The 26,287-nt window shown below is 27.8% G+C and carries 26 protein-coding genes and 1 rRNA gene; 6 read left to right on the top strand and 21 right to left on the bottom strand.

Going from position 1 to position 26,287, the window contains the following annotated elements:
* Together FMAG_RS01015 and FMAG_RS01010 are read right to left on the bottom strand one after the other, a co-directional pair.
* Nucleotides 1-152 (bottom strand): 16S ribosomal RNA (locus FMAG_RS01015); the annotation flags it as partial.
* 306 nt (nt 153-458) lie between these two features.
* Nucleotides 459-1,427 carry a type I phosphomannose isomerase catalytic subunit gene (locus FMAG_RS01010; RefSeq protein ID WP_005883213.1) on the bottom strand — a complete coding sequence of 323 codons (969 nt, stop codon included), beginning with the start codon at nt 1,425-1,427 and terminating at the stop codon, nt 459-461.
* Nucleotides 1,428-1,635: 208 nt separating this feature from the next.
* On the opposite strand from FMAG_RS01010, the gene FMAG_RS01005 reads away from it, so the two are divergent.
* The 5 genes from FMAG_RS01005 to FMAG_RS00990 all read left to right on the top strand — a co-directional run bounded on the left by FMAG_RS01005 (nt 1,636) and on the right by FMAG_RS00990 (nt 4,414).
* Nucleotides 1,636-2,601, top strand: coding sequence for an aldose epimerase family protein (locus FMAG_RS01005; RefSeq protein WP_261660680.1), 966 nt, complete (start codon nt 1,636-1,638; stop codon nt 2,599-2,601).
* A 1-nt stretch (nt 2,602) separates the two neighbouring features.
* Nucleotides 2,603-2,896, top strand: coding sequence for a LysO family transporter (locus tag FMAG_RS13510; protein ID WP_315940539.1), 294 nt, complete (start codon nt 2,603-2,605; stop codon nt 2,894-2,896).
* The gene (locus FMAG_RS01000; protein ID WP_005883209.1) at nt 2,896-3,498 is read left to right on the top strand and encodes a lysine exporter LysO family protein; all 603 of its coding nucleotides are present in this window, start codon (nt 2,896-2,898) and stop codon (nt 3,496-3,498) included. The genes FMAG_RS13510 and FMAG_RS01000 overlap by 1 nt, the downstream gene beginning before the upstream one ends.
* 94 nt (nt 3,499-3,592) lie before the next feature.
* On the top strand, nt 3,593-3,853 hold the full coding sequence (locus FMAG_RS00995; protein ID WP_005883207.1) for a hypothetical protein: 261 nt from the start codon (nt 3,593-3,595) through the stop codon (nt 3,851-3,853).
* 9 nt (nt 3,854-3,862) lie between these two features.
* Complete coding sequence (locus FMAG_RS00990) at nt 3,863-4,414, top strand: DJ-1 family glyoxalase III (RefSeq protein ID WP_005883204.1); 552 nt, start codon at nt 3,863-3,865, stop codon at nt 4,412-4,414.
* 27 nt (nt 4,415-4,441) lie between these two features.
* On the opposite strand, the gene FMAG_RS00985 is transcribed toward FMAG_RS00990, so the two are convergent.
* The 11 genes from FMAG_RS00985 to pdxS form a co-directional block, all read right to left on the bottom strand.
* Nucleotides 4,442-5,776, bottom strand: coding sequence for a CCA tRNA nucleotidyltransferase (locus FMAG_RS00985; protein WP_005883203.1), 1,335 nt, complete (start codon nt 5,774-5,776; stop codon nt 4,442-4,444).
* Between the two features lie 92 nt (nt 5,777-5,868).
* Nucleotides 5,869-7,785, bottom strand: a complete 1,917-nt coding sequence (gene thrS, locus FMAG_RS00980; RefSeq protein WP_005883201.1) for a threonine--tRNA ligase — start codon at nt 7,783-7,785, stop codon at nt 5,869-5,871.
* 36 nt (nt 7,786-7,821) lie between these two features.
* On the bottom strand, nt 7,822-11,694 hold the full coding sequence (locus tag FMAG_RS00975; RefSeq protein WP_005883199.1) for a hypothetical protein: 3,873 nt from the start codon (nt 11,692-11,694) through the stop codon (nt 7,822-7,824).
* 134 nt (nt 11,695-11,828) lie between these two features.
* Complete coding sequence (locus FMAG_RS00970; protein WP_005883197.1) at nt 11,829-12,146, bottom strand: thioredoxin family protein; 318 nt, start codon at nt 12,144-12,146, stop codon at nt 11,829-11,831.
* Nucleotides 12,147-12,236: 90 nt separating this feature from the next.
* Nucleotides 12,237-13,562, bottom strand: a complete 1,326-nt coding sequence (locus tag FMAG_RS00965) for an FAD-dependent oxidoreductase (RefSeq protein ID WP_005883195.1) — start codon at nt 13,560-13,562, stop codon at nt 12,237-12,239.
* Nucleotides 13,563-13,617: 55 nt separating this feature from the next.
* Nucleotides 13,618-14,307: a tRNA (adenosine(37)-N6)-threonylcarbamoyltransferase complex dimerization subunit type 1 TsaB gene (gene tsaB, locus FMAG_RS00960; RefSeq protein ID WP_005883193.1), complete on the bottom strand. Its 690-nt coding sequence runs from the start codon at nt 14,305-14,307 to the stop codon at nt 13,618-13,620.
* Nucleotides 14,288-14,752: a tRNA (adenosine(37)-N6)-threonylcarbamoyltransferase complex ATPase subunit type 1 TsaE gene (tsaE, locus tag FMAG_RS00955; protein ID WP_005883191.1), complete on the bottom strand. Its 465-nt coding sequence runs from the start codon at nt 14,750-14,752 to the stop codon at nt 14,288-14,290. Before tsaE ends, tsaB begins: the two co-directional genes overlap by 20 nt.
* Complete coding sequence (gene rfaE2 / locus FMAG_RS00950; RefSeq protein ID WP_005883188.1) at nt 14,745-15,245, bottom strand: D-glycero-beta-D-manno-heptose 1-phosphate adenylyltransferase; 501 nt, start codon at nt 15,243-15,245, stop codon at nt 14,745-14,747. The genes tsaE and rfaE2 overlap by 8 nt, the downstream gene beginning before the upstream one ends.
* A 79-nt stretch (nt 15,246-15,324) precedes the next feature.
* Nucleotides 15,325-15,942 carry an NUDIX hydrolase gene (locus tag FMAG_RS00945; RefSeq protein WP_005883186.1) on the bottom strand — a complete coding sequence of 206 codons (618 nt, stop codon included), beginning with the start codon at nt 15,940-15,942 and terminating at the stop codon, nt 15,325-15,327.
* Between the two features lie 138 nt (nt 15,943-16,080).
* Nucleotides 16,081-16,656 (bottom strand): pyridoxal 5'-phosphate synthase glutaminase subunit PdxT, encoded by a 576-nt coding sequence (gene pdxT, locus FMAG_RS00940; protein ID WP_005883184.1) that lies wholly within the window; start codon nt 16,654-16,656, stop codon nt 16,081-16,083.
* Nucleotides 16,657-16,658: 2 nt separating this feature from the next.
* Entirely contained in the window at nt 16,659-17,534 is an 876-nt protein-coding gene (pdxS, locus tag FMAG_RS00935; protein WP_005883182.1) for a pyridoxal 5'-phosphate synthase lyase subunit PdxS, read from the bottom strand.
* A 152-nt stretch (nt 17,535-17,686) separates the two neighbouring features.
* On the opposite strand from pdxS, the gene pdxR reads away from it, so the two are divergent.
* Nucleotides 17,687-19,078, top strand: a complete 1,392-nt coding sequence (gene pdxR, locus FMAG_RS00930) for a MocR-like pyridoxine biosynthesis transcription factor PdxR (protein ID WP_005883180.1) — start codon at nt 17,687-17,689, stop codon at nt 19,076-19,078.
* Between the two features lie 266 nt (nt 19,079-19,344).
* Here pdxR and upp read toward each other — a convergent pair whose 3' ends face one another.
* The 8 genes from upp to FMAG_RS00895 all read right to left on the bottom strand — a co-directional run bounded on the left by upp (nt 19,345) and on the right by FMAG_RS00895 (nt 26,272).
* A complete protein-coding gene (upp, locus tag FMAG_RS00925) occupies nt 19,345-19,968 on the bottom strand; it encodes a uracil phosphoribosyltransferase (protein WP_005883178.1) in 624 nt (207 codons plus the stop codon).
* A 125-nt stretch (nt 19,969-20,093) separates the two neighbouring features.
* Complete coding sequence (locus FMAG_RS00920; RefSeq protein WP_005883176.1) at nt 20,094-20,630, bottom strand: hypothetical protein; 537 nt, start codon at nt 20,628-20,630, stop codon at nt 20,094-20,096.
* Between the two features lie 48 nt (nt 20,631-20,678).
* Nucleotides 20,679-21,200, bottom strand: a complete 522-nt coding sequence (locus FMAG_RS00915; protein WP_005883174.1) for a hypothetical protein — start codon at nt 21,198-21,200, stop codon at nt 20,679-20,681.
* A gap of 214 nt (nt 21,201-21,414) precedes the next feature.
* A complete protein-coding gene (locus FMAG_RS00910; protein ID WP_005883172.1) occupies nt 21,415-21,852 on the bottom strand; it encodes a fimbrial biogenesis chaperone in 438 nt (145 codons plus the stop codon).
* 12 nt (nt 21,853-21,864) lie between these two features.
* Nucleotides 21,865-22,773: a toxin-antitoxin system YwqK family antitoxin gene (locus FMAG_RS00905; RefSeq protein ID WP_005883170.1), complete on the bottom strand. Its 909-nt coding sequence runs from the start codon at nt 22,771-22,773 to the stop codon at nt 21,865-21,867.
* 31 nt (nt 22,774-22,804) lie between these two features.
* Nucleotides 22,805-23,932, bottom strand: coding sequence for a hypothetical protein (locus FMAG_RS13205; protein WP_005883168.1), 1,128 nt, complete (start codon nt 23,930-23,932; stop codon nt 22,805-22,807).
* Between the two features lie 11 nt (nt 23,933-23,943).
* Nucleotides 23,944-25,431, bottom strand: coding sequence for a hypothetical protein (locus FMAG_RS13200; RefSeq protein WP_005883166.1), 1,488 nt, complete (start codon nt 25,429-25,431; stop codon nt 23,944-23,946).
* The gene (locus tag FMAG_RS00895; protein WP_005883164.1) at nt 25,421-26,272 is read right to left on the bottom strand and encodes a hypothetical protein; all 852 of its coding nucleotides are present in this window, start codon (nt 26,270-26,272) and stop codon (nt 25,421-25,423) included. Before FMAG_RS00895 ends, FMAG_RS13200 begins: the two co-directional genes overlap by 11 nt.
* Nucleotides 26,273-26,287: the final 15 nt, after the last annotated feature.

The following is a 26,287-nucleotide window of genomic DNA, read 5'->3' as shown; positions in this document are numbered from 1 at the left end:
CATTCGTTTCCAAATGTTGTCCCAGACTGCAGGGCAAGTTCTTTACGCGTTACTCACCCGTCCGCCACCATCACCCGAAGGATCAAGTAGACTTGCATGTGTTAAGCATTCTGTCAGCGTTCATCCTGAGCCAGGATCAAACTCTTCGTTCAATCTATATAACTCAGTAAAATTTACTGATTGTTTTACACCAATTTATTGTTGTGTTTGCATTAATTGTCTTTCTCTATTCTGTTGCTAATGTCCTAGTTTATCAGTGCCGCTCTCTCGCGGACAAGGTATATATTACCACAAATAATATTTTTCGTCAATACTTTTTTCAAAATTTTTTAAAAAATTTATTTTATTATATATTTAAACTAAAATTATAAAAATTTAAAAGGATTAACTTCTATAAAATCTAAAAATTAATCCTTCTAACTAATAATTTATATAAAACTTAGTTTTTATATTTTTTCTTATAAATAAGATTTTAAAATTTCAACTTTTCCTTTTAAAACTGTCTTTAATCCAGCTGGAATGAAATATGTATCTCCCTTTTTTATAGAGTAAGAATCACTATCACAAATAATCTCTCCTTCTCCATCTAATATCGAAAGAATTTTAAAGTTCTTATTTGTTTCATCCTCAAATTCTCCCTCTATTAAGTATTTATCTACATTAAAATATTGCCCTCTTACTAGCTCTTCTTTCATTGCGCCTAACAATGAAATTTTTTGTCTGCTTTCAGAAGTTGTAACTTGGATATCTCCTTTAAAATCTATTACATCTAAAGCTTTATCTATATGTAATTCTCTCAATTTTCCATCGACTAATCTATCAAAATCATAAATTCTATAAGTTGTATCTGAATTTTGTTGAACTTCACAAATTAAAATAGAACCTTCTAAAGTTGCATGAACTACTCCAGGTAATAGATTTATAAAATCTCCCTTTTTTACTTTTATAGTATTAAATAAATCTGTAAAATCTTTTTTTTCAACTTTTTCTTTAAAAATTTCTTTTGTTATTCCTTCTTTTATTCCTAAAATAAGTGTAGCATCTTCGCTAGCTTCCATTACATACCAACATTCACTTTTTCCAAATTCTCCCTCTACTCTAAGAGCATACTCATCACTAGGATGAACTTGAACTGATAATCTATCATTTATATCTAAATATTTTATAAGTAATGGAAACTCTCCTTTAAATCTTTCAACTATCTCTTTTCCTAGTATCTCTTCTTTATTTTGTTCTATGACTTCAACTAAAGTTTTTCCTGCATACTCTCCATTTTCTATATATGACAATCCTCCTTTATGAGAACTTACTTCCCAAGACTCACCATATAAATTATCATCTGGAAGTTCCATATTTAAAACTGTATTAAATTTTCTTCCACCCCATACTTTTTTTACTAATGTTTTCTTAAATTTTAATGGATACATTTTTACCCTCCTTAATATTTCATTTTTACTAATATATTTTACAATTTATTCCAACTTTTTGCTAGTAAGTTTTTTATTTAATAATTACATTTTTATACTTTCTATGTTAAAATATAAACTGAGGTGAGATTATGGAAATAACTGTTAAAAATTGGGGAGTTACAAAAAAAATGAAAAGGTTTTAATGTATACTCTTAAGAATGAATTTATGGAAGTTGAAATCATAAATTACGGAGGAGTTCTCAGAAAAATATCTACTCCTAATAAGGAGGGAGTTTTAGAAAATGTAGTACTAAATCTACCTTCTATAAAAGATTACGAGGAAAGATCTCCTTACTTTGGTTCTCTTATAGGTAGAAATGCTGGAAGAATTAGTAATGGAACTTTTTTATTAAATGGAGAAACTTATACATTAACTAAAAATAATGGAAATAATAATCTTCATGGTGGAATAGATAATTTTGGACATAAAGTATGGAGTGTTGAAGAGATTAAAGATGAGGATTTTATTGGAGTTAAACTTTCTTTAGAAAGTCCACATATGGAAGAAGGATTTCCTGGAAATGTCAAAATTGAAGTTAAATATATTTTAAAAGGAAATGAGTTATCTCTAGAATATTATGGAACTAGTGATAGACCAACATATCTTAACTTAACTAACCACACATATTTTAATCTTAGCGGAGATTTTAAAAGAGATATTACTGATGAATACCTTCAATTAGATTGTGATGAATTTATAGCTGTTGATGAGGCTACTCTTCCTGTTGAGATAAAATCAGTTGGAAATACAGCCTTTGATTTTAGAAATTCAACTCTTTTAAAAGATTCTTTATATTCTGATGATGAGCAAATTAAAATTGTAAATCAAGGTCTTGATCATCCTTTCATCTTAAAACATAGTAGAGAAAAGGTTATTTCTCTTGAAGATAAAGTTTCTGGTAGAACTTTAGAAGTAGTCACAAATCAACCAGCTGTAGTCATCTATACTGGAAACTATTTATATGAAATTGGAAAATTAAATGAAAAAATAGAGTGTAAGAAACATATGGGAATCTGTTTTGAAACTCAAAACTATGCTGATGCTTTAAGATTTTTACCTGATAAAGCATTTATTACTACTCCTGATTCTCCTTACATTCAGAAAACAAAATTTATTTTTAATGTAAAATAATATATATTCTTGGAGGGAAGATGCAAACAATTATTTTATATTTATCATTATTTTATTAGGTTTCTTTATTACTAAAAAACAACTTATTCCAAATAAGTTAAAAACTAAGATAGGTCATTTACAAAATTTTGCTCTATATTTTTTACTTTGTTTTATGGGATACAAAATTGGTGCAGATGATAAAATTATAAATAATATTTCACAACTAGGAATACAAGCTATTATCATCACTTTATTTATCACTTTTTTTAGTGTTCTTGTAGTTTTTTTAGTATATAAAGGAGATAGAAAATAATGTTAGGTATTATTATTTCAGTAATCATAGGAATACTTGGTGGTTTATTTTTTAAAAATGGTTTTATTTTAGAAAATATTGATTCTTTTATAAGTTTAGGACTTTTTTTACTATTATTCTTTGTTGGAATGGATATTGGAAATAATAATGAAGTTTTCAACCAATTAAGAAATATGAGTAAAAAAATACTTTTATTACCTATTATTACAATTTTAGGTTCTTTAATTGGTGGAGCTATAGCTTCTTACTTTATTTCATTATCTTTAGGAGAAAGTATAGCTATCTCTTCTGGTATGGGTTGGTATTCTTTTTCTGCAATTGAACTTTCTAAAATCAATGCACATTTAGGAGGAGTTGCCTTTTTATCCAATGTTTTAAGAGAGCTTTCTGCTATATTATTCATTCCTTTTATTGCAAAAAAAATAGGTTCTTATGAATCTGTTGCAACTGCTGGTGCTACTGCTATGGATTCTGTTTTACCAGTTATCAATAAAAGTAATCCTCCAGATGTAGCTATTATCGCTTTTTATTCTGGACTTGTTATTACTATTATTGTTCCGATACTTGTACCAAGTGTTGTTTCTCTTTTCAAATTAATATAAGTTAAGCAATCTATTTTTTAGAAAGTTGACAAATTTACTAAGAAATGGTAAGATAAATATGTTAAAAATTAAAATAATTATGAGGTGAATAAATATGTCAGTTTTTGAAACTTGGGAGGAAAATCTATACGATTCTACATTTAACACGGTGTATGATGCCCTTGTTGATGAGTATAAAAAAGGTCTTATTACTGTTGAAGAATTAAAAACAAATATTGAAGAGCAACAACAAATTCTTCTAAACGCTTTCTTTGAAGGAGAAACTAAATCAGCTTATTGCAATGCTGTTGTAGATGCTCATCAATTTGTACTTGCTATGATTAAGCAAGGTAAATTAACTGTTGAAAATAACTAGGAGGTTATTATGTCTAAAAAAGTTTATGTGCTCTTAGCAGAAGGATTTGAATTAATTGAAGCTATGACTCCTGTAGATGTTCTTAGAAGAGGTGGAGCTGAAGTTGTTACTGTTTCTATTACTGATAATAGAGAGGTTACTTCAGCACAAAAAGTACCTGTTATTAGTGATACTACTCTTAAAGAAAAAGATATTACAGATGGAGATATGATTATTCTTCCTGGAGGATATCCTGGATATGTTAACCTTGGAGAATCTCAAGAAGTTGGAAAAGTATTAAAATATTATGTTGAAAATAATAAATTTGTTGGAGCTATTTGCGGTGCTCCTACCGTTTTAGCTAAAAATGAGGTTTTCTTAGGTAAGGAATTAACTTGTCACTCTTCTGTTGTAGAAGAAATGAAGAGATATAATTACAACGGAAGTAAAGCTTTTACTGATGAAAATCTTATTACTGGAATGGGAGCTGGACTAGCTTTAGATTTTGCTTTTGCACTGGCTGAAAAATTATTAGACAATGAAACTATCCTTAAAGTGAAAAAAGGAATGGAACTTATTTAAAATTAAAAGGAAGAGTTGAGCTTTTAGCTATTCTCTTCCTTTTTTATATTCCAAAGCTAATTTTAATAATTGTTCTTGAGTATTATATTCTGGATATTCTAGTACTTGATTTAATAAATATTTTAATACTTCCCCTATATTTTTCCCTTGTTTAAAACCATTTTCTAATAACTCTTTTCCACTTATATTTAAATCTTTTATTGAAATAGGTAAATTTTTTTCTACAATATCTTGATAAAGCTTTTCTAATCTCTCTATCTGTTCGAAGTTGTAGGGAGGTCTATGAGTTTTTCTATCCGCTCTTAATACCTGAAAATATCTTAACATATCCTCTTTTTCTAATCTATTCATCATCTTTTTTATAAATTTTTCTTCATTGTCTATCCTGTAAACTAGATGATATTGTATAATCCTATAAACTTTCTCTATACTATTTTTATCATACCTTAGTCTTCCCATTATTTCCTTAGCCATTTCAGCTGAAATTAATTCATGATTATAAAAATGTCCTTTTCCATCTTCTCCTAATGAAAAACATTTAGGTTTTCCTATATCATGGAAAAAAATTGCTAGTCTTGTAATTAAGTCCATGTCAGTTTCTTTTAAGGCTTGTAGAATATGCTCATCTACAGTATAGATATGATGAATGTTCCTTTGATTAAATCCTCTACACTCTTTCCATTCAGGAATAATTATCTCCAATATTTTTTTATCAGATAATATTTTTAAAATATTATAGGTATTTTTTCCAGTTATTATTTTATCAAATTCTTCTCTTATCCTTTCAACTGAAAGATTTTGTAATAATTCTCTATACTTTGAAATTTCTTCAACATCTTCATCTAAATGTTTTAAATCTTTAGTTGCTAAAAATCTAAAGTATCTCAATATTCTAAGTGGGTCTTCCTCTATTCTTTTTTTACATTCTCCTACAAATCTCAAAGTTTTACTCTCTATGTCCTTTTGTGAATCACTATCTCCATAATAAAATTTCTCTCCATCAAAAGCTATTGCATTGATAGTAAAATCACGTCTTTTTAAATCTTCATAAATATTTTTTGTAAACTCTATCTCCTGTTCCTTTCTATCTTTTGGAATTCCTTTATCCTGTCTCATCTTAGCTATCTCATAGTGTACTCCATCAATTTTTATCTGAATAATCCCAAAATGTTTTCCTATCTCTTTAGGAGAATATTCACTAAAAATATTTAATAACTTCTCATACTCTATATCTGTAACAAAGTCACAATCCTTTGGTTCAAGGCCTAAAAGAGCATCTCTCACATACCCTCCAACAATATATCCTTTTCCATTTTTTTGTAAAATATCTAAGATAAGTTTTATATTTCTATCTAAATACATTTTCACCTCCTATTTTTATATACATTTAGAAAAGAAGGTGTTGTAACCGTAAAATTACAACACCTACTATATTTCTAATTAAATTTTAAAAATTATTTATCAAATTTTGCTTGAGCTTCGTCAACAATCATATCTAAAAACTCATCAAGTTTCATAGAAGTTTGCTCTTGAGAACCTCTTCTTCTAATATTAACTTCTCTATTTTCAACTTCATTTTTACCAATGATTAATTGAACAGGAACCTTATATTTTCCATTAGCTTCTCTTATCTTGTATCCAATAGATTCTGCTCTATCATCTAGCTCTGCTCTTATTCCTCTCTCTAGTAAAGTTCTACAAATTTCCTCAGCATAAGGTTTTGTTTCATCATTGATAGTTAAAACTTTTACTTGAGTAGGTGCTAACCATAATGGGAAAGCTCCAGCATAGTGCTCTATTAAGATTCCTATAAATCTTTCGATAGAACCATAAACAACTCTATGAATCATAACTGGTCTATGTTTCTCTCCATCTTCACCTATGTAGCTTATATCAAATCTTTCTGGTAAGTTGAAGTCTAGTTGGATAGTTCCACATTGCCAAGTTCTTCCAATAGCATCTTTAATTTTGAAGTCTAATTTTGGTCCATAGAAAGCTCCATCTCCAGGATTTAATTTATATGATTTTCCTATTTTCTCTAGTGCTCCTGCAAGTGCTGATTCAGCTTTTTCCCAAATCTCATCAGAACCAATAGCTTTTTCTGGTTTTGTAGATAATTCTATGTGATATTCAAATCCAAATAATTTACTGTAGAATTTATCTATTAAGTTTACTACTCCTATAATTTCCTCTTCTATTTGCTCTGGTGTCATAAATATATGAGCATCGTCTTGAGTGAAACATCTAACTCTCATAAGTCCATGTAATGCTCCAGAGAACTCATGTCTATGTACAGTTCCTAATTCTCCACATCTTATTGGTAAATCTTTATATGAGTGTAATTGATATTTATAAGCAATAATTCCTCCTGGGCAGTTCATTGGTTTTATTGCAAATTCTGTTTCATCTATTGTAGATGTGTACATATTTTCTCTATAGTTATACCAGTGTCCAGAAGTTTCCCATAATTCTTTATTTAACATAATTGGAGTCATTATCTCTGTATATCCAGCAAGAGTATGCTCTCTTTTCCATAAGTTGATAAGAGTATTTCTTATTGCCATTCCTTTTGGTAAGAATATTGGGAATCCAGGTCCATATTCACTTACGAAGAATAAATCTAACTCTTTTCCTAGTTTTCTATGGTCTCTTTTTTCTGCTTCTTCTAATAAAGTTAAATAATCTTTTAATTTTTTCTCATCTGCAAAAGCAAATCCATATATTCTTTGTAACATTTTATTGTCAGAGTTTCCTCTCCAATAAGCTCCTGCTACTGATTTTAGTTTGAAAGCTTTTAAGTAAGAAGTAGATGGTACATGAGGTCCTCTACATAAGTCCATAAACTCTCCTTGTTTATAGAAAGATAACATCTCACCTTGAGCTATCTCTTTTATAATCTCTACTTTATACTCTTCTCCTAACTCTTCAAAGTGCTTTATAGCATCTTCTCTAGTCATCATTACTCTTTCAATTTTTTCATTTTCTTTTACAATTTTTTTCATTTCAGCTTCTATTTTAGCTAAATCTTCCTCTGTAAATTGCTCTTTTGGGTCAAAGTCATAATAGAATCCATTTTCAATAGCTGGTCCTATTGCTACTTTTGTTCCTGGGAATAATCTAACTACTGCTTGTGCCATAAGGTGTGCAGTAGAGTGTCTTATTATCTCTTCTCCCTCTTCTGTTTCTGGAGTTATAAATTCTATTCTAAACTCCTCTCCATTTAATACAGTTGACATATCCACTAATTCATCATTTACTTTAGCAGCAACTGATTTTTTAGCAAGTGAGTTACTTATACTTTTAGCTACTGTAAATAGGTTTACTTCTCCTTCAAACTCTTTTACGTCTCCGCTTGGTAATATTACTTTCATATTTTTCCTCCTATATCATCAATTTTGCAATTTTTTCTAATCTATTACATCTTTTACTTTTAATCCATCAAACATATATGTTTGTGGCTCAGTATGTTTTTTAGCATCAGTATCAGCACCAATACCAAATATTGGATTGCTTGGGAATGTAAGTAGTGTAAATTGAAGAGCTGCTCTCCATTCATAATCTCTAGCACTTAAAACATATTGTTTCTCAAAGGCTAAAGACCATTGATAGTAACCCATCTCTTTTCCTATCTCTATACCTAAGCCATCAAGTGACGTTTTTCTTTTTCTTTCATCATCTTTTACTTTATCAGTTAAATCTTCATAAAATTTAGCATAAGTTTTTAGTGTCCAACCTTCACTTGGTTTTCCTATTTTAGTAACAAAGCTAAGCTTATGCTCTCTATCAATCTTTGTCCATTTACTATCTTTCCAGTCAGCACTTTCATCTACTTGATATCCTATACCAAATCTATTTTGAGAATAGAAAACTCCCGCTTGTATCTCTTTAAGAGAGTTCCAATAATCTCCTGTTCTCTCATATCTAGCATCATTTCTTTGTAACATTAAATTTACTCTAAAATTACGTTTATATTCAGCCATATCTGTAAAATCATCATAGATACTTCTATTTAATTTGAAGTCCACATGATTTCTCTCTCTATTTCTTAGAATATCTCTTACTCTATATATCTCTTGTGGAGTAAGTGAAGTAGAGTCTTTATCATACTCTATCTCAGCATATCTTCTAAGCTCTTCATCTGTAAATCTCTTATCTCTATACTCATATCTAAATGATACTACATCAGAGTTTTGACTATTATAATTTTTTCCATCTAAAATTAAATTTCTAGCATTTGGTTCATTGTGATTATAAGTTTCATAAGTAGCTCTATAATAGTTTTCTATCTCATCTCCACCATCTAAGAAAGAGATTCCATAGATTTGATTTTTAACATCTAGTTCTTTTCCATAATTTTTAGAATCATAGTTTGTTCTATCATCTCTACCTTCACTAAAATCTAAACCTAATTTATTATCTCCAAATGTATATTCATAAGAATAAGTATTTAATCTAATTTTTTCTTTAGCATTATCTGGGGCTTCTTCTTTTATTCCATTAACATAATAGTATCTTCTACCATTTTCAGAAAATTGTCCAATATCCCATATCTTAGAATCTATACTGTTATTTTGATAAGATAATTTATGTCCTCCAAGGTAGTAAGTAATACCATAATCTCTAAAAGTATAATAATTATAGTTCTCTCCACTTTGAGTTTCATCAGTATACTTTCTATCCTGTCCATAGTTAAGTACTAAAGATTTATCTCCATCTATTTTAAATTCTAAGTTATTTTTAATAACTTCATTATTTAATTCATCAGTAGCTGGATTTTCTGCTCTTTTGTAATCTATTGTATAGATAGTTTCTGTATTTCCTACTGTTGTACTCACTGTATCAACTACTTGATAGATATTATCTTTATTTTTTAATCTTATATATTCAACACTTCTTCCATCTGTTTTACTGCCAAAGTTTATACTTCCAGAGTCATAATCATATCTTTGATAGAATAGAGTTAAATCATTAGCCATAGATAAATCTACACTTCTATTGATATTATTCTCATTATTAAATAGAGTCATAGTATGGTTTAATTTTAATTGAGTCCTTAAAGTAGAATCCTCTCCACTTGCATAATTTCCTTTTCCTCTATTACTATATGGATTGTATCCCTTACTATACTCATCATATCTTACTCCTCCAAATAGAGCAAGCTCTCCAAAATCATCTAAATCTATCTCGTTTCTTTCAGCAGTTACTTCATAGAAATCTGACTCATTTATATATTTTCTATAGCCATCAGCTGTATATATTCCTGTTCTATCCCAGAACTCCTCTTTAGTCTGTCCACCAGCAAATGAAAATTTTGTAGTTTCATCAAATATATCTACATATCCTCTTTGTTGTTCAAAGTCGCTATAAATAATATCTTCAAATCTATTATATTGTTTACTTCTATAATTACCTTTTATTAATTGGTCTTCCATTGGAACAGAAGTCAAATCTTTTCCACTATTGATAGCAGTTCTTTCTGCTTGTGTCATTCTTAATGGATCATTTCCTAAATCTAACTCTCTAATCTCAGAATAGTAATCATATCCAGCTTTTATCTTATAATCTCCATAGAAATCATATTCACCAAAAGATACTCTCAAATCTTTTGTATCAAATCTATTATACTCTTTTACTGTACTTGGAGAGTAATCAGCTTTAAAGTTTGTTCCATACATACTTTGATATGTTAATAGATTATTAAGTTTTGGGTCTCTTTCCCAAAGACCTAATCTTCTAAATCTATCTCCATTTTTCTCATCATAAGTAAATCCAATTTTAGTATCTTTATCTAAAAACTCAAATCCAAAATCTTCAGCCTTTGACTGAGTATCATTAAAAGTAGAACCTGGATCCATATCATATAGATAATTATAGTATCCACTTATTTTATAATCAGCATTATCCTTTGTTAACTCTACTTGACTGAATAAATCATTATCTATACTACTTCCATAAGAGATATCATCAATATCATCATATACCATAAGAGCATATGCTTTTTTATCATCAGTAAGTTTTAATCTACTTTTTAAGGTAATATCCTTATTTTCTCCTAGGTTTTTCAAATCAGCATCCATACTAAAAAAACTCATAGTATTTGTTAAATCTGGACGTAATCCTTGCTCTTCTCTTTTTCCAAATGCTCCTTTACCATTTCCATCGGCATCTGTTCTTCTTAAGGCATATTCATTTACTATATCATCTAATCTAGGAATCATATTATAAGTAGCATTGATAGTATTAAAATATAATTTTCCCTTTTCTCCATTATATTCATGAGTATAATTTATTCTGTATCTTTTTTCTCTCTCTTCATGTGATAATAATTCTCCATCAGTAGCCTTGCTCTTATCTATACTATCCTCTTTTGAATATACTAACCAATCATCAATATCTAGTTTCATAGTACCAAATTTTTCAGTTTTATACCAGTTTTCCCATCTTCCCACTAAGAAGCCCATTTTATCTGCAAATTTTGGAGCAAATCCACCTACATATTTATCTCCACTATCTCCATAAAGAAATCCCCATGTAGTATTCCATCCATAGTAATCATCATCTCCCCACTCTGGAAATAATGGAACCATAGATCCCTGCCTTATATTTGCTCTAAACCATGGAAATCTAAAAGGAAGTTTACTCTCATCTCCAATATAAAAATCACTATTTTTTAAAGTAATCTGCTTTTCTGGTTCTATTACCATATTTTCAGTTAAAAAGTGATACCCCGCATCATTAGGATTTCTCGTTTTATTTATATTATAATCAGTTGTTAACCAACCGTCATTAATATATATTTTTTTATCTTTATACTCTACCTTATCTCCACCGAAATATATTCTATCATTTGGTTTTTCAGCACCAGTTATTTTTTCTACTTCTAAATATCCAAAGTTATTGTAGAAAGTTCCTTCACTTCCGTCTAGTGCTACCTCTCCACCTTTTAGTGACTGTAAACTAATATCTCCTTGTTCATTTGAAAATAAAGTTTGTAACTCACCATTTACATAAACTCTATTTTTATCTATATCTCTTTTTAAATCATAAGCTTTTAATTCTAAATCTCCCTGCTTAAGATTTAATCCATTATTAGATTTCATTGTATTATTTATTAAATCTATTTCAACTTCATCCGTGCCAGCTAAGATAGAACCTTCTCTCTCTTTTTTCAGTTCTATTCCAGAGTTGGAAATGTCCGTTATCACTGGTAGGTTATCCAAACCTAATATAGTTAACGAAACAACTATAAATGCTATTGCTAATCTTATCCTATCTCTCATAGTTGTAATCCTCTCTTAAAACTAAATATTATTAGGTAATTATACCATATTTATACAATAATTTACATAGATTTTTCATTTTTTCTACAAAAATAAAAACTGACTAAATAGTAAAACTACCTAGTCAGCCTTCATTATCTTATTTCATATAATTTTTCTTTGAGCTCCTCTTTTGATTTTAATCCATTTATTTGGCAAATCTTATTCCCATCATCCATAAACATTGTAACAGGAACACTTGTTATTCCAAATTCAACAGCTAAGTTAGGACTATCATCTACATTTACTTTAAATATTTTTATACACTCCTCTTTAGCTATCATCTCTAAAATTGGACTCATTATCTTACAAGGTCCACACCAATCTGCAATAAAGTTTAAAATTACAAGCCCTTTTTCTTTCTTTAGCTGCTCTACAAAAGTTGTATCATCTAAATTTATAAAAGTATTCAATTCTTCCTCCTAATTTCTGAAAATTCTTAATTTTAGTAGTTAGAAATTGCTCTCCTATAATTTTACACTAAAATTGGAAAAAATCAAGTACTAATTATATAATTTAGTTATAATCTGATTTTTTCTAATCTCCTCTCTTACTCCTTTTATCACAGCTACTGACTTAGAAATATCTCCTACTAAAATTACTCCTTTTAAAATATCATTTTGGAAGAAGAATTTTTTATAGATATCTCTTGTTGCATTATAATCTTCTACTATCTCTCTACAATCAGCTTCACATTTTATCTCTCCAATAGAAAGAAGTTGAGTATTCATTCCTTCGAAACTAAGTGGTTGTACTTGCTCAGTATATATTTTTTCCTCTCCACAAATATTCGCACCTACCACTTTTCCTTGCTCCATAGCTACTTGCCAAAGTCCTATTATTTTCCCATTAAATTCAGCTACATCTCCACAAGCATATACATCTTTTAGTGATGTTTCCATTCTTTCATTTACTACTATACCTCTTTCTATTTTTATTCCAGAAGATACAGCAAACTCTAGATTAGAACGTATACCAGCACTTACTATTACAAGTTCTGCTGCTAGCTCCTGTCCATCTTTTAAAAGAACTTTTTCTACTTTCCCATTTCCTGCAAATCCTTTTATCTCTACTCCAGTCATAATATTTACTCCTGAAGTTTTTATCATCTTTTCTAATAGAGAACTTCCTCTTTCATCTAATTGTCTAGGTAATACTCTTGGCATAACTTCTAATACAGTTACATTAGCCCCAAGATTTTTTATTCCCCAAGCAGCTTCTAATCCAAGAACTCCTCCACCTATTATTACTACATTTTTACATTTTTTAGCTACCTCTTTTATTTCAAGAGTTTCTTTTAGTTCTCTTATTACTCTTACACCCTCTAAGTCTTTATTTTCAAATGGAGGTACAAAACATTTTGCTCCAGTAGCTATTACTAATGAGTCATATTTTAATTTCTCTCCATTAGAAAGAATAACAGCTTTTTCACCATTTAAAATAGATGTAACTTCTTCATTTAACATCACTTTTATATTTCTCTCATCATACCAAGACTGTTTTTTTATCTCCATTCTTTCCATTGGAATATCATTATCTAATATCTCTGTAAGTCTTGTTCTGTAGTATGGTAAGTATCCTTCTTTTGAAATGATAGTTATTTTTGCTAATTTATTTTTAGCACTGATAGAATCAGCTACATTTACAGCAGCTACTCCTCCACCTATTATTACTACATCAATCTCTTTTGCAATAGAATTTTCTGATACTTCTACTTCTACCAATTCAAAAAGCTCCTGTCCTACTCCACAAACTGGACAAGTTGCTGGCTTTTTATCATAATCAAATAACTCATCACATACTGTACATCTCCATTTTTTCACTAACATTTCCTTCACCTCTTAAATTATCTATTATCTCTTCCCATAACTATTTTAAAATAAATTAATTTCTCTTTAGTCTTTCTTCCCTTTCTCTCTCTGCTTGAGATTTATTTACATAGAATGGCTCTAATGTATATAGGTTATCTTCTTGCATATCAATAGCCATCTGCCCTGCTAAAACACTTCTAGGTATAGAGTTTCCTTTTGAAACTATTTTTGCTTTCTCTCCTAATACCTCTTTTATTATTTTTTCATATGCAATAGCTCCATCTCCACAGAAGATTACATTTTTGTCTCTTAACTCTTCTAAAAGATCTCTTAACTCTCCATCTTTATACTCTGAAACTCTTTTAATTCCTTCTTTTTTTTCATAGATTGAATAATATACTCTCTCTTTTCTAGCATCTAAAAGTGAAACTATTACCCCTTCTCCACACTCTGTATTTTGAACTAATAAATCTAATTCATTTACTCCTACAATACTTTTTTTTGTTCCATAACATAGCCCTTTAGCTACAGCTACCCCTATTCTTATTCCTGTAAAAGACCCAGGTCCAACAGTTACAGCCACTCTATCTACATCTTTTATAGAAAGTTTTGTCATCTTAAAAAGATTATCTATCATCTCCATAATAACTGCTGAATGATTTACTTTTACATAGAGATTTAACTCTCCAATAACTCCTATTTTATCATCAAATAGAGAGACACTTCCTATCTTAGTTGCTGTATCAATAGCTAAAACCAACATACTCTAACATCTCCTTCTCTTTTGCCTCATTTCCTATATATCTCAATTCTACCTCACGAGTATCTTCACCATGATAATTTAATTTTACTTCTATATACTCTTTTGGTAACTCACTCTCTATTATATTAGCCCACTCTATAAGAAGTATTCCATTACTATTTAGATAGTCTTCATATCCTACTTCATATATTTCCTCTGCTTCTCCTAGACGATATACATCAAAATGGTATAGAGGTAATCTTCCACTTAAATACTCTAATACATAGTTAAAAGTTGGACTTTTTATATTTTCATCTATTCCTAATCTTTTAGCAAAATGTTGAGAGAATGTAGTTTTTCCAGTACCTAAATCTCCTATTAAAGCTATTACTGTATTTTCACAAGAGTAATCAGCTAATTTTTCTGCTAGATTATTTAACTCATCAAATGTGAGAATTTTATTCATTCTCTCCTCCCTCATCATCTTCCTTTTCATTTTTAAATTGTATCTTATTTACTATGTTAGTTGTAGATTTTCCTTCAACATAAGATAAGATTATTACCTCTCCGCCATTTTTTTCTACTGTGGCAGTTTCTGGTAATTGCTCTTTTGTATAATCTCCACCTTTTACATGAATAGATGGCTTAATTTTTTCTAAAGTTTCTATTGGTGTTAATTCATCAAAAATAAGAGTAAAATCTACTGCTTTTAATCCAGATAACATCTCTGCTCTATCTATCTCATTATTTATAGGTCTAGTTGGTCCTTTTAATCTTCTTACTGATTCATCTGAGTTTACTCCAACTATTAAAACATCTCCCTGTTTTTTAGCATCATTTAAATATCTTAAATGTCCCACATGTAAAATATCAAAACATCCATTTGTAAATACTACTTTTTTCCCTTGTAGTTTTAATTCTTCTATCACTCTTGCTGCTGTTTCTCTACTTAAAATCATAATATTACCTCCCATATAGCAAGTTTATATTCTCTTATATTCTATCATATTTGTATATTTTATTAAATAGAAAATAAATTTATAAGCTATACAAACTAATAAATTCATGAATAATCTCTGCAGTAAGTCCCCAGATAATCTCTCCTTGATAATTATAGAAATATACCTCTCTAGCTCTTCCTAACCAAGAGTTTCCATATCTAGCAGGTAATCTTAATTCACTTGTAGAAAAAAGAGGTCTATTTTCCATCTCAATTTTTTCCATTCTAGGAGTATTCTCTTGAAAAAATTCAAGAGGTACTAATAGAACTTTTTCCACCTCATCAATATTATAATTTAATTCATCTATACTCTTAATATCTACATACCCAACATATACTTCTAAAATTATTCCATTAGGACTTACTAAACTTCCAAATTTCCCTTTTAAATTTATTTTTTCTCTAGCTACTCCCAACTCTTCAATAGTCTCTCTTATAGCTGTATATTCAGTTGTAATGTCATCTTTGTCAAATTTCCCTCCTGGAAAAGATATCTCTCCTCCCTGTCTAATATGTAAAGCTCTTTTTTCTAAAATAATATACTCTTTACCATCTATTTCTACAATAGCTATAAGTACAGCTGAGGTTATATATCTATTTTGCCCTATTATTCTCTTCTCTCCTTGAGCTAATATCTCTGATAACTTATCTCCCATCTTCTCTCCTTTATCTTTATTTTTAATTTTATCACTTATATTAGTTAAAGGAAAGAAAAAAGAAGAAAAATTTTTAAGTGCTGAAGTTAATTTTAAAACTTCAGTTCTCTTCTTAATTTTTCTTCTTTAAAATCATAATTATTTTCTATTTTTTTCTACCATATTTAAAAAATATCTGTGTAATGTTGTATCCTCTGTTAACTCAGGATGAAAAGATATCCCTAACATATTTTTTTCTTTTACAGCTATAATTTTCCCTTCAACTTCTCCTAAAATTTCAACCTTTTCTCCTACTGTTTCTACATATGGAGCTCTTATAAATACCATTTCTATTTTCTTTTCTATTCCTTTGATACTTCCTAAATATTTAAAACTTCCTAACTGTCTACCATAACCATTTCTTTTTACAGCTATATCCATTACTCCTAAATGAACTGTATCATCACTAACTAATTTTTTAGCTAGAAGAATTAATCCTGAACAAGTTCCAAATACTGGCATTCCATTTTTTATCTTCTCTTTTAGAGGTTCTAATAAATTAAACTCTCTCATTAATTTTCCCATAGCAGTACTCTCTCCACCTGGTAAAATTATTCCATCTACCTCTTCAAGTTGAGATTTTTCTTTAATATATATACTTGTAGCTCCTAATTTATCCAACATTTTTTTATGTTCTAAAAAAGCTCCTTGTAAAGCTAAAATTCCTATTTTCATAATTAATAACCTCTATCAGACATTTTTTCTTTCTCTCCTAAGCTATAAACATTTATTCCGACCATAGCTTCTCCTAAATCTTCTGATACCTCTGCTAATATCTTAGGGTTATCAAAATTAGTTACTGCTTTTACTATTGCTGCTGCTCTTTTAGCAGGATCTCCTGATTTAAATATTCCTGATCCTACAAAAACACCATCACAACCTAATTGCATCATTAGAGCAGCATCTGCTGGAGTGGCTACCCCACCAGCAGCAAAGTTAACTACTGGTAACTTTTTATTTTTATATACATATTTTAATAGCTCATATGGAACTCCTAACTCCTTAGCTATATTATATAACTCTGACTCTTCTACTGAACTTATTCTTCTAATCTCTTCATTCATTCTTCTCATATGTTTAACAGCTTCTATTATATCACCAGTTCCAGGTTCCCCCTTAGTTCTTATCATACTTGCTCCCTCTTGTATTCTTCTTAGAGCTTCTCCTAAATTTTTTGCTCCACATACAAATGGAACTTGAAATTTAGTTTTATCTATATGAAATCTATCATCTGCTGGAGTCAATACCTCACTTTCATCTATATAATCAATCTCTAAAGATTCTAATATTTGAGCTTCTACAAAATGTCCAATTCTAACTTTAGCCATAACAGGAATAGAAACAGCTTTTTGAATCTCTTTTATCATCTTAGGGTCTGACATTCTTGCTACTCCACCATTTTTTCTTATATCAGCTGGGACTTTTTCCAAAGCCATTACAGCACAAGCACCTGCTTTTTCAGCTATAACTGCTTCCTCTGGAGTAGTAACATCCATTATTACTCCTCCTTTTAACATCTGTGCTAAATTTTTATTAAGCTCATATCTTGACATAATTATCACCCTTTATTATTTTTTATATTCATATTATAATAAGAGTACCGGTACAATTATATTATTTATAAAAATATTATTACATATCTTTGTCATAAATTCAATTTTTTCATTTCGAATTGTACCGTAACAATTTTAAAAGGAGAAAAATAATGGATAATTTAAAACTTTTTCCTGGAGATACTCTATATTTAAAACTATATAACTTTTTAAAAAAAGATATTGAAGATAAAAAAATTTTATCTAAACTTCCTAGTATTAGAAAATTAGCAAAGAATTTTAATATAAGTATTTTTACAGTGATAAGAGCTTATGAACTATTAGAGAAAGATGGATATGTTGCTAGTAAAAAAGGAAGTGGTTTTTTTATAAAAAATAATAGGAATCAACATATTTTTTACTCTGAAGATTATATGGCAAATGAAGATTTTAAATATAATTACTTCAATGAAAATTGTACAATTGATTTTTCTTCTGCATCTCCTAAAAGTAATTTTTTCCCCATTGAAATTTTAAAAGAGAGTATTAATAAAATATTAGATACTGATGGGGAAAAAGCCTTACTCTATGAAATGCCACAAGGAAATATTAACTTTAGAAAAACTATTGTTAATAATTTAAAAAGTTTTAATATTTTTACAAACTTAGAGAATATTCAAATTATATCAGGGGCACAACAAGGAATTAATCTATTGAGCCAAATTTTAATTCAAAATGGAGATGTTGTAGTTCTTGAAAATCCTACATACAAAGGAGCAGTAAATAGTTTTTTAAATAGTGGAGCTTCTATAAAAAAGATTTCAATTGAAGATGATGGAATCAATTTAGATGAGCTAGAAAGTTTTCTTAAATTTAATAAGATAAAACTTCTCTATACAATACCAATATTTCAAAATCCTACTGGAGTAACTCTCTCTGAAAAGAAAAAAATAAAACTTTTAAAATTAGCTGAAAAGTATAACTTTTATATTCTTGAAGATGACAGCAGCTCAGATATATATTTTAATAAAAAGATTTTACCTTTAAAAAGTTTTGATAATAATAATCGAGTAATCTATATAAAAAGTTATTCAAAAGTTTTTATGCCTGGTTTTAGACTTGGATTTATGATAACTCCTAACTCTCTTATCAATGAAATTATTCGAGCTAAATACTCTTCAGACATTTCAACTTCAGGATTAAATCAAAGAATATTTCAATATTTTTTAGAAAATGATATTTGGAAAGAGTATACTGAAAAACTTAGAGTTCATTTTAAAGAAAAACAACTCTTCCTCATTGAGAAACTTTCAAATATAGATAAAATTTCTTTTTCTAAACCTCAAGGGGGGCTCTCTTTTTGGATAAAACTTCCTAATAATATAACTGGAGAAGCAGTATATTTTAAACTTATTAAACAAGGAGTTAAAATTATTCCAGGAGTTGTTTTTTCTAATGATTTTCCTAATTATATTAGATTAAGCTTTGCTCAATGCTCACTTGAAGATATAGATAGAGGAATTGAAATATTAAGAAATACTATTGAGGAATTAGACTCTTTTTGATAATAAAAAAGGGGGCTTCTGCCCCCAGCTCTATAAACTATTGTTACTACTCAGCTATTTATGATTTAAAAAGAAAACTAAGAATTGTTCCATATTCCAAGAAGTTGATTAACTATGAGCTTATTTCACTAAAAATGCAAGGGTTAAGTCTTCGACTTATTGCATTTTTTAGCGTTCGATTTCGCTGAGTTAATCTAACTTCTCTTCATAAATTACACAATTCTTTGAGTTTTCTTAAATTAATTTAGTGGCTGAGTAGTTACAAACTATTTAGTTCCAAATATTCTATCTCCACAATCTCCAAGTCCTGGATAGATATATCCTTCTGCTGTTAATCCTTGGTCAATTTTAGCTGTATATATAGCTACATCTGGATGTTTGTTTAATAATTTTGCTATTCCTTCTGGAGCAGCTACTAAACACATAAATATTATATCCTTTACTCCACTATTTTTTAAATAGTCAATAGCATATACAGCTGAACCACCAGTAGCTAACATAGGATCTACTACTATTACCTTTCTAGATGTAATATCTACAGGAAGTTTACAGTAGTAATATACTGGCTCTAAAGTCTCTTCATTTCTATATACACCTATATGTCCAACTTTAGCAGTAGGCATAAGGTCTAATATACCATCTGTCATTCCAAGTCCTGCTCTTAAGATAGGAACAATAGCTAATCTATCTTGTAACTCACACCCTGTTGTTGTCATAAGTGGAGTTGTAACCTCTTTATCTTGTAATTTTAAATTTTTTGTTGCCTCATATGTCATAAGTTTTGCTATCTCATTTAAATTTTCTCTAAATGATTTTGTATCTGTATCTACACTTCTCATAATTGTTAACTTATGTTGAATTAATGGATGATTTATCTCTATAACTGCCATTTGTTCCTCCTTAATTTTATTAAATAACTTATGAAAGTATTATATCATCTTATCTTATAAAAAACAATAGGGCAGTTCATCACTTCATTTTAAAAATAAATGATTTCTTGCCCTTTAGTTAAAAATTATTGATATTTTACTCTAACAGTCATATTTGTTTCATACTTTCCTAAATCTTGAGCTCCTGCCGCATCAACAGACCCTGTAACTATTAATGTTTTACTTCCATCAACTAATGCTACTGTATTAGTATTTAAATCAACATGTTCATCTAATATTCTAGGTAAATATATTATCTTACTATCTTTATTAGTTGTATTAATTAGTTCTATTGGTACATTTTTTGTAAGCATTCCTCCATTAGCTATAGCTGAACCACTTCCTGTTGGATAGAAAAATAGTTGAACATTCTTTCCTGCTGTTCCTTCTATTTTAATTTTTCCTTCTTTCATTGGAGTATCTTTAATTTTTCCCATAGGTACAGTTCCAAAATCTAATTCTTCAACCTCTAAAGTTATAGGTGCTACCACTTCAGCACTTATTTTTAAATTTCCAGAAGCATATCCATACTTATTATTTACTTCATTCATTACATCCTCTATCCCTGCTGCAGTGATAATTGTTGAAAGTGCTAAAACTCCTAATAATATTTTTTTTCTCATCTATTCTTCCTCCTTTATTTTTATTTTTAAAAAATATATAAATATTTTTTAAAACTTTACATCTTTCTTAAAATATACTTTTCCATCTTTATCATAAATTTTAAAAATTCCTCTTTTACCTTTTAGATTATTTTTTAAAGAAACTGCTAATGAAATTGTTTCATTCCCTGTTCTAGCTGTATAACCTAAAATTCCTGTTAATTTTTCTTTTGTATCTAAAATTTCTAAAGAATATAACAGTTCAATTGAAGAGTTTCCTTTAGAATTGGTATCACATTTTATTAATAAATTTTTACCTTTTCCTATTACCTCTACATTTTTTACTTCTCCATCTAATCTGATATTATCTGTAGTTAAATACACTGGGATAGCCATCTCTGTTATAAATTTAATATTACTTACTAATGTATCTACTTTTTCTTCTGTTTTAGCTTCTGTCTTTATTTCAGAAGGTATCTCTCTAAAAATTAAATTACTTTTATATTGACCATCTTTTACATTTGTATCTGGCTTAAATCTAAATCTTGTTAATTGTGTCCCTCCGGGTTTTAAAAATATATTTTTAGGCACAATTGTTATATTTTTATTTACGTTATAATCCTCTCCAAATTCTTTATCAGCTTCTGGAAAAATCTCTATTCTTAATGGCTCTAAAGTATTATTTATTATTTCGACCTCATAAACTCCTACTTTTTTATAATCAACATCAAATTTTGTAGGATAGACAGTAAAACTTAACGAATAACTTATTCCTGTTATTAATATAAAATTCCTATTATTTTTTTCATTTTTTTTCTCCTTTTATACCAATTGCTATTTCTGTAATAAAACTTAATTTTGTTGAAAATTGAGATTCAGAGTTCGTTGAAATTTTCTTTATTCTATTTGGAACTTCTCTAAACACCATTAAATTTTTATAAACTCCTATTTGTTTATTTTTATTTTCTTTAACCTTAAACCTTATAGTTTGTTTTCCTCCTGGTCTAATAGAAATGATTTTAGGAAATATTACAATATCATCTATTAAATTATTTTCTAAATATTCTGGAATAATTTCTGTATAAGCTTCTATTCTCAATGGTTCAGCAGTATTATTCATCACATAAACTTCATGAATAGAATTTTTATTTAAGTCAACTTCAAATTCTGTTGGAGCTATTGAAAAATTAAGAGAAAAACTTTTAAATCCTAATAAAAAAATCAATATTAATTTTTTTAGCATTTTATTACCCCCCTATAAATTTGAAAGAACCTCATTATACTTAATATATTCTAAGTCATAACTAATATTTTTAAATCTAATTAGAATATTGTCTTTAGTATCACTCTTATTATCTGCCTTTTCAATAATATTGCCCTTTTCATCAACTTCATTGTTCTCTTTATAAATCGTACTTTGAACTATTTGACCCTCTTTATTGTATACAATCATTCTTCCATTTTTTAATCCATGATTATAAGTTACTACCATTTTTAAATTTCCATCATTATAATAAAGTCTCCATAAACTTTCACGCTTATCATTTTTATATTTACCATCTAATTGTAATATATTATTATTAAAGTATATTGCAATTTTCCCATCTAATTTTCCCATTGAAAAATTTACTATTGAGTCTAATACTTCATTTTTAGAATAAATTATCATTTCTCCATCAACTAGTCCATTTTTATATTCAAGCTTTTTTAAAAGGTCCCCATTATCTCTGTATACAGTAACCTCTCCTGAAATAATTCCATTTTCAAAATTCTCATATCCTTTCACTCTATTATTGGGATAAAAATATGTCCACTGTCCAGCAGGTAAATCATAATTATATTTTAAAATTGCATGTATCTTCCCATTTGGAAATTTAATAAACCAATCTCCATTTTTTATTCCTTCAACAAACTCTCCCTCACATATATATTCATCTTTCTCTATCTTTATTACTCCTATATACTTCCCATTCCTCACTCCTTTTTTATATTCTTCTCTTATATTTTCCCCTATAAAAACACCTGTAAAACTATTTTTTTCCCCTCTTCTATATACTATTCCATCTTTTACTTGCTTTTCAGATATATCAAATTCAATAGAATAAGAAAAAGAAATAAATATAAGCATCATTATTAAATATTTAATTTTTTTTAAGTATCTCATAAATCTCCTTCTTAACCTTAAAATTTTTTAGCTACTCTATACCTATTAAATCATCAAATTCATCTAATAACTCATTAGATTTTATAGATTCAATATTATTTTCTGTTTTTCTGATAAGCATTCTTGTGTCAAGTCCCTCTATATATATTCCTTCATCTGGATTTTCTAATTTCACTTCTATATCTATTTCTTTTGGCTCAAACTCAACATTTTCAATTCCCAAGTATAAAAATCTAAGTTTATATTTCCCTGGAGTAACATCATCTAAAAAATACATACCATCAAATTCTGGGTCAAACTCCTTGTAAATTTCATTATCTTTTATTAATTCTATACTTGTGTTAGCTATATTTTGAGTGAATTTTTTTTCAGAAAAATCATCAGTATTCCAAATATTTCCTGTAATCATTGATATTACTTCTAAAGGAATATCAACATTTATTGTTCTTGAATTTTTTACTTTTATTTTTAAATCTCCTTTAGTACTTTTTAACATTACATCTATTGTTTTCTGATTTACTTTTAAAACTATATCATCTTTATTTGAACTATCATTTATTATATAATATCCCTCTTTATTTGAAACTCCACCCTTATTATCTGCTAAAACTTCTACACCTTCTACTACCTCATCTCCCTTATCATATACTCCGTTACCATTTCTATCTAAAAATACTCTTCCTTCAATTATATAGTTATTAACACTGCTATTGTTATCTAATGTTTGAAGTGGATTACTTAGATTTATTAATTTAGTTAAAGATATACCTGAGCTTTTTTCAATATTTTTATTTTTATCTATGTCTAAAGTATTCTTAGAATAAACCTTTATAAAATCATCTAATTCTATATTAAAAGCTATTCCATAAGTTATCTCTCTTCTATTGTAATTATATTCTGCTTGTAAACTTATATCCCCATATAATTTATTTTTTATTAATTCTATCTGTCTTTTAGTAAGTTTTAACTTATAATCTTGCTCTGTCTCTAAATTATCTTTATATTTTTCAATTCTTCCATCTAAAATTATACTAAAATCTCTTGAATAACTTAGTGTTGGATTATATATTGTACCTTCATTTCCTTTTGTTAATATCTTATCAACTTTTAATGAGAAAGAAACAGGATTTAATAGAGATGTATACCATAATAGATACAAACTTTTCTCATCTAATTTTTCTTTAAAAATGTCTTCTCTTTTTTCTTATTCATTCCCAATTCTAAAATATTTGTTTTAAACCCTTTACTTACAGAAAAAGAGCTTTCATTTTTTAATTTTATTATTTTTGAAATTTTTTCTGAATAAATATCGTGTTGTAATTTTAAATTTACATCATAAAATTTTTGTAAAATAGATATATTATGAATAAAGTCAACATCATCTAAATCTAAATAATTTTTATAATTTATTAAAGTTGGAAAATTTTGTAATCCTGTATTAAATATAGTTGAAGTCTTTAAAAAATTATATTTTTTATTATCTAAATCTTTTAGATTTTGAATTTCAGCACCCAATGTTAAATAGTCATTTACTCCATAATAAAGTCCATATATGTTTTGAAAATCTCCATTTGAAGTACTCTTTCCACTTTGAGCAACTACTTTTTTCTTCCCATTTTCTAAAATATTTTCATCTCCCAATGAATATACCCATTTTTCCTCTATTTTTCCATTTTCATAATAAATTTTTAGTAGATATGTAGAATTGAGAATACCATCATTTATTTCAAATTTAAAATTATTATTTATTATAAAAGTATAGTCTAGTAAAACATTATTTCTATATATTTCTACTGATTCAGCACCTATAGCCTCTCCTTTTATAATTGTGATTCCATTTTCTCTTCTCGTATAAGTAGTATCTCCATTTAAATTTATACCTATTACATCAGTATCTATGTTTAAAAAGCTTGGAGTTACCATATTAAAAGTTCCTATTGATAAATTATTTTCCTTATAAAAATTTGAATAAGACAATTTTGCTGTTGATATCTCTGACTTTGGCTTTAAGATACCATTCATATAGTATTCCCCATATAATAACTCTGTTCCATACTCATAGCTTAAGTAATAGTTATTTTTTTCTTTAAAATCATCAAAACTATAATTTACTTTTAATAAACCTGGTCTAAATATTCTTCCTTCCATTACTAAATCATGATTGTCAATTTTTTTATTCTCTTTATCTTCTAAACGTATTCTTTCTAACTTTCCTTTTGCTCTATGTTCATAAGATAGAGTAAAATTAGGCTCCATTTCAAGGGATAAAATTGCTGGATTATATTTAGTAAGCTTAAAATTTAACTTTTTACCCAATACTTTATACCTTACATATAACTCTTCATCTTCTACAAAAGCATCATCACTATTAAACTTTACATTTATTTTCTTCCCATCTAATTCCCCTTTTATCCCTTTATTTTTAATATCAATTTCTAAAGTAAAAATTTCTAATAAATAAAATAAATTATTACATCCTATATAAATTTCATCTGTAGCATAATCATATTTTACTTTAAAAAAATCATCTTTAATTTTTCTTACTTTTACTTGAATATATGTTTCCTCTAAATTTTCATTTGTAATTGAATAGTTAATTTTATTAATTAAAATAAATAAAAATATTGTTATTAATAAAATTTTTAATTTACTGTTCATATTCTACTCGAACTATAAAATTCCCCTCATAGGTGCCTTTATTTTTAGTGGAAGTTTCACTCTCTCCATCTATTAAAATATCTTTTAAACTAACCATTCCATTATTTGATTCATTTCCCTTGTCTTTATTAAATTCTTTTATTAAAACTTGACTATTATTCTCTCTAAAACTTAAACTTACATCCAAGCTATCTTTTTTTTCATTTGTTATTTTTGCTATCTTAGGAATTTTAATTACAACTCTTTTTTTATTTTTTCCCTTTATCTCTATCTTTGCTGGATGACCATTATTTTGTGAATTTTTAGTGCTCAATCTTTCTCCAGCAAAGACAACTCCCAAATTCATATCTTCAATCACTTTTACTTGAACATCATTAATTGGATTTAGGGTCATTAAATCAAAATCTAGTAAAATTGGATTAGTTCTATCTGTTATGTATCCTATTTCCAAACTTTCTAATGTTTTAAAAGTCTTATCAGAGCTATCTTTCCAATCAAAAACCATTGTTCCAGAAAATTTTAAATCTAATTCTTTTACTATTTTTTCTTTTAGATTATCTTTAAAATAAATTTTATTTCCTACTTTTTTATACTGAAAAGACTTAAAATCAATATTTATTATCTTTAAAAATTGATTTCCCATTCCATTTGAAAAATAAAAAAAATCTTTTTCTTCAAAATCCTCTCTAGGAATAATTATATCCATTTCAAAATCTATTCTTGTAGTTTTTCCTATAATTAAATCTTCAGTTTTATTTATTTTTATAAAATCAGCTCTATATACTTTTGAAAAACTAATAGTATAAATTATAATAAAGAATAAAACTATCCATTTTTTCATAAATGTATCCTCACT

This window comes from Fusobacterium mortiferum ATCC 9817, from assembly GCF_000158195.2.
GTDB classification, from domain to species: Bacteria; Fusobacteriota; Fusobacteriia; order Fusobacteriales; family Fusobacteriaceae; genus Fusobacterium_A; species Fusobacterium_A mortiferum.
Note: the sequence above shows the minus strand (reverse complement) of the source record. Positions and strands in the feature narration are given on the sequence as shown.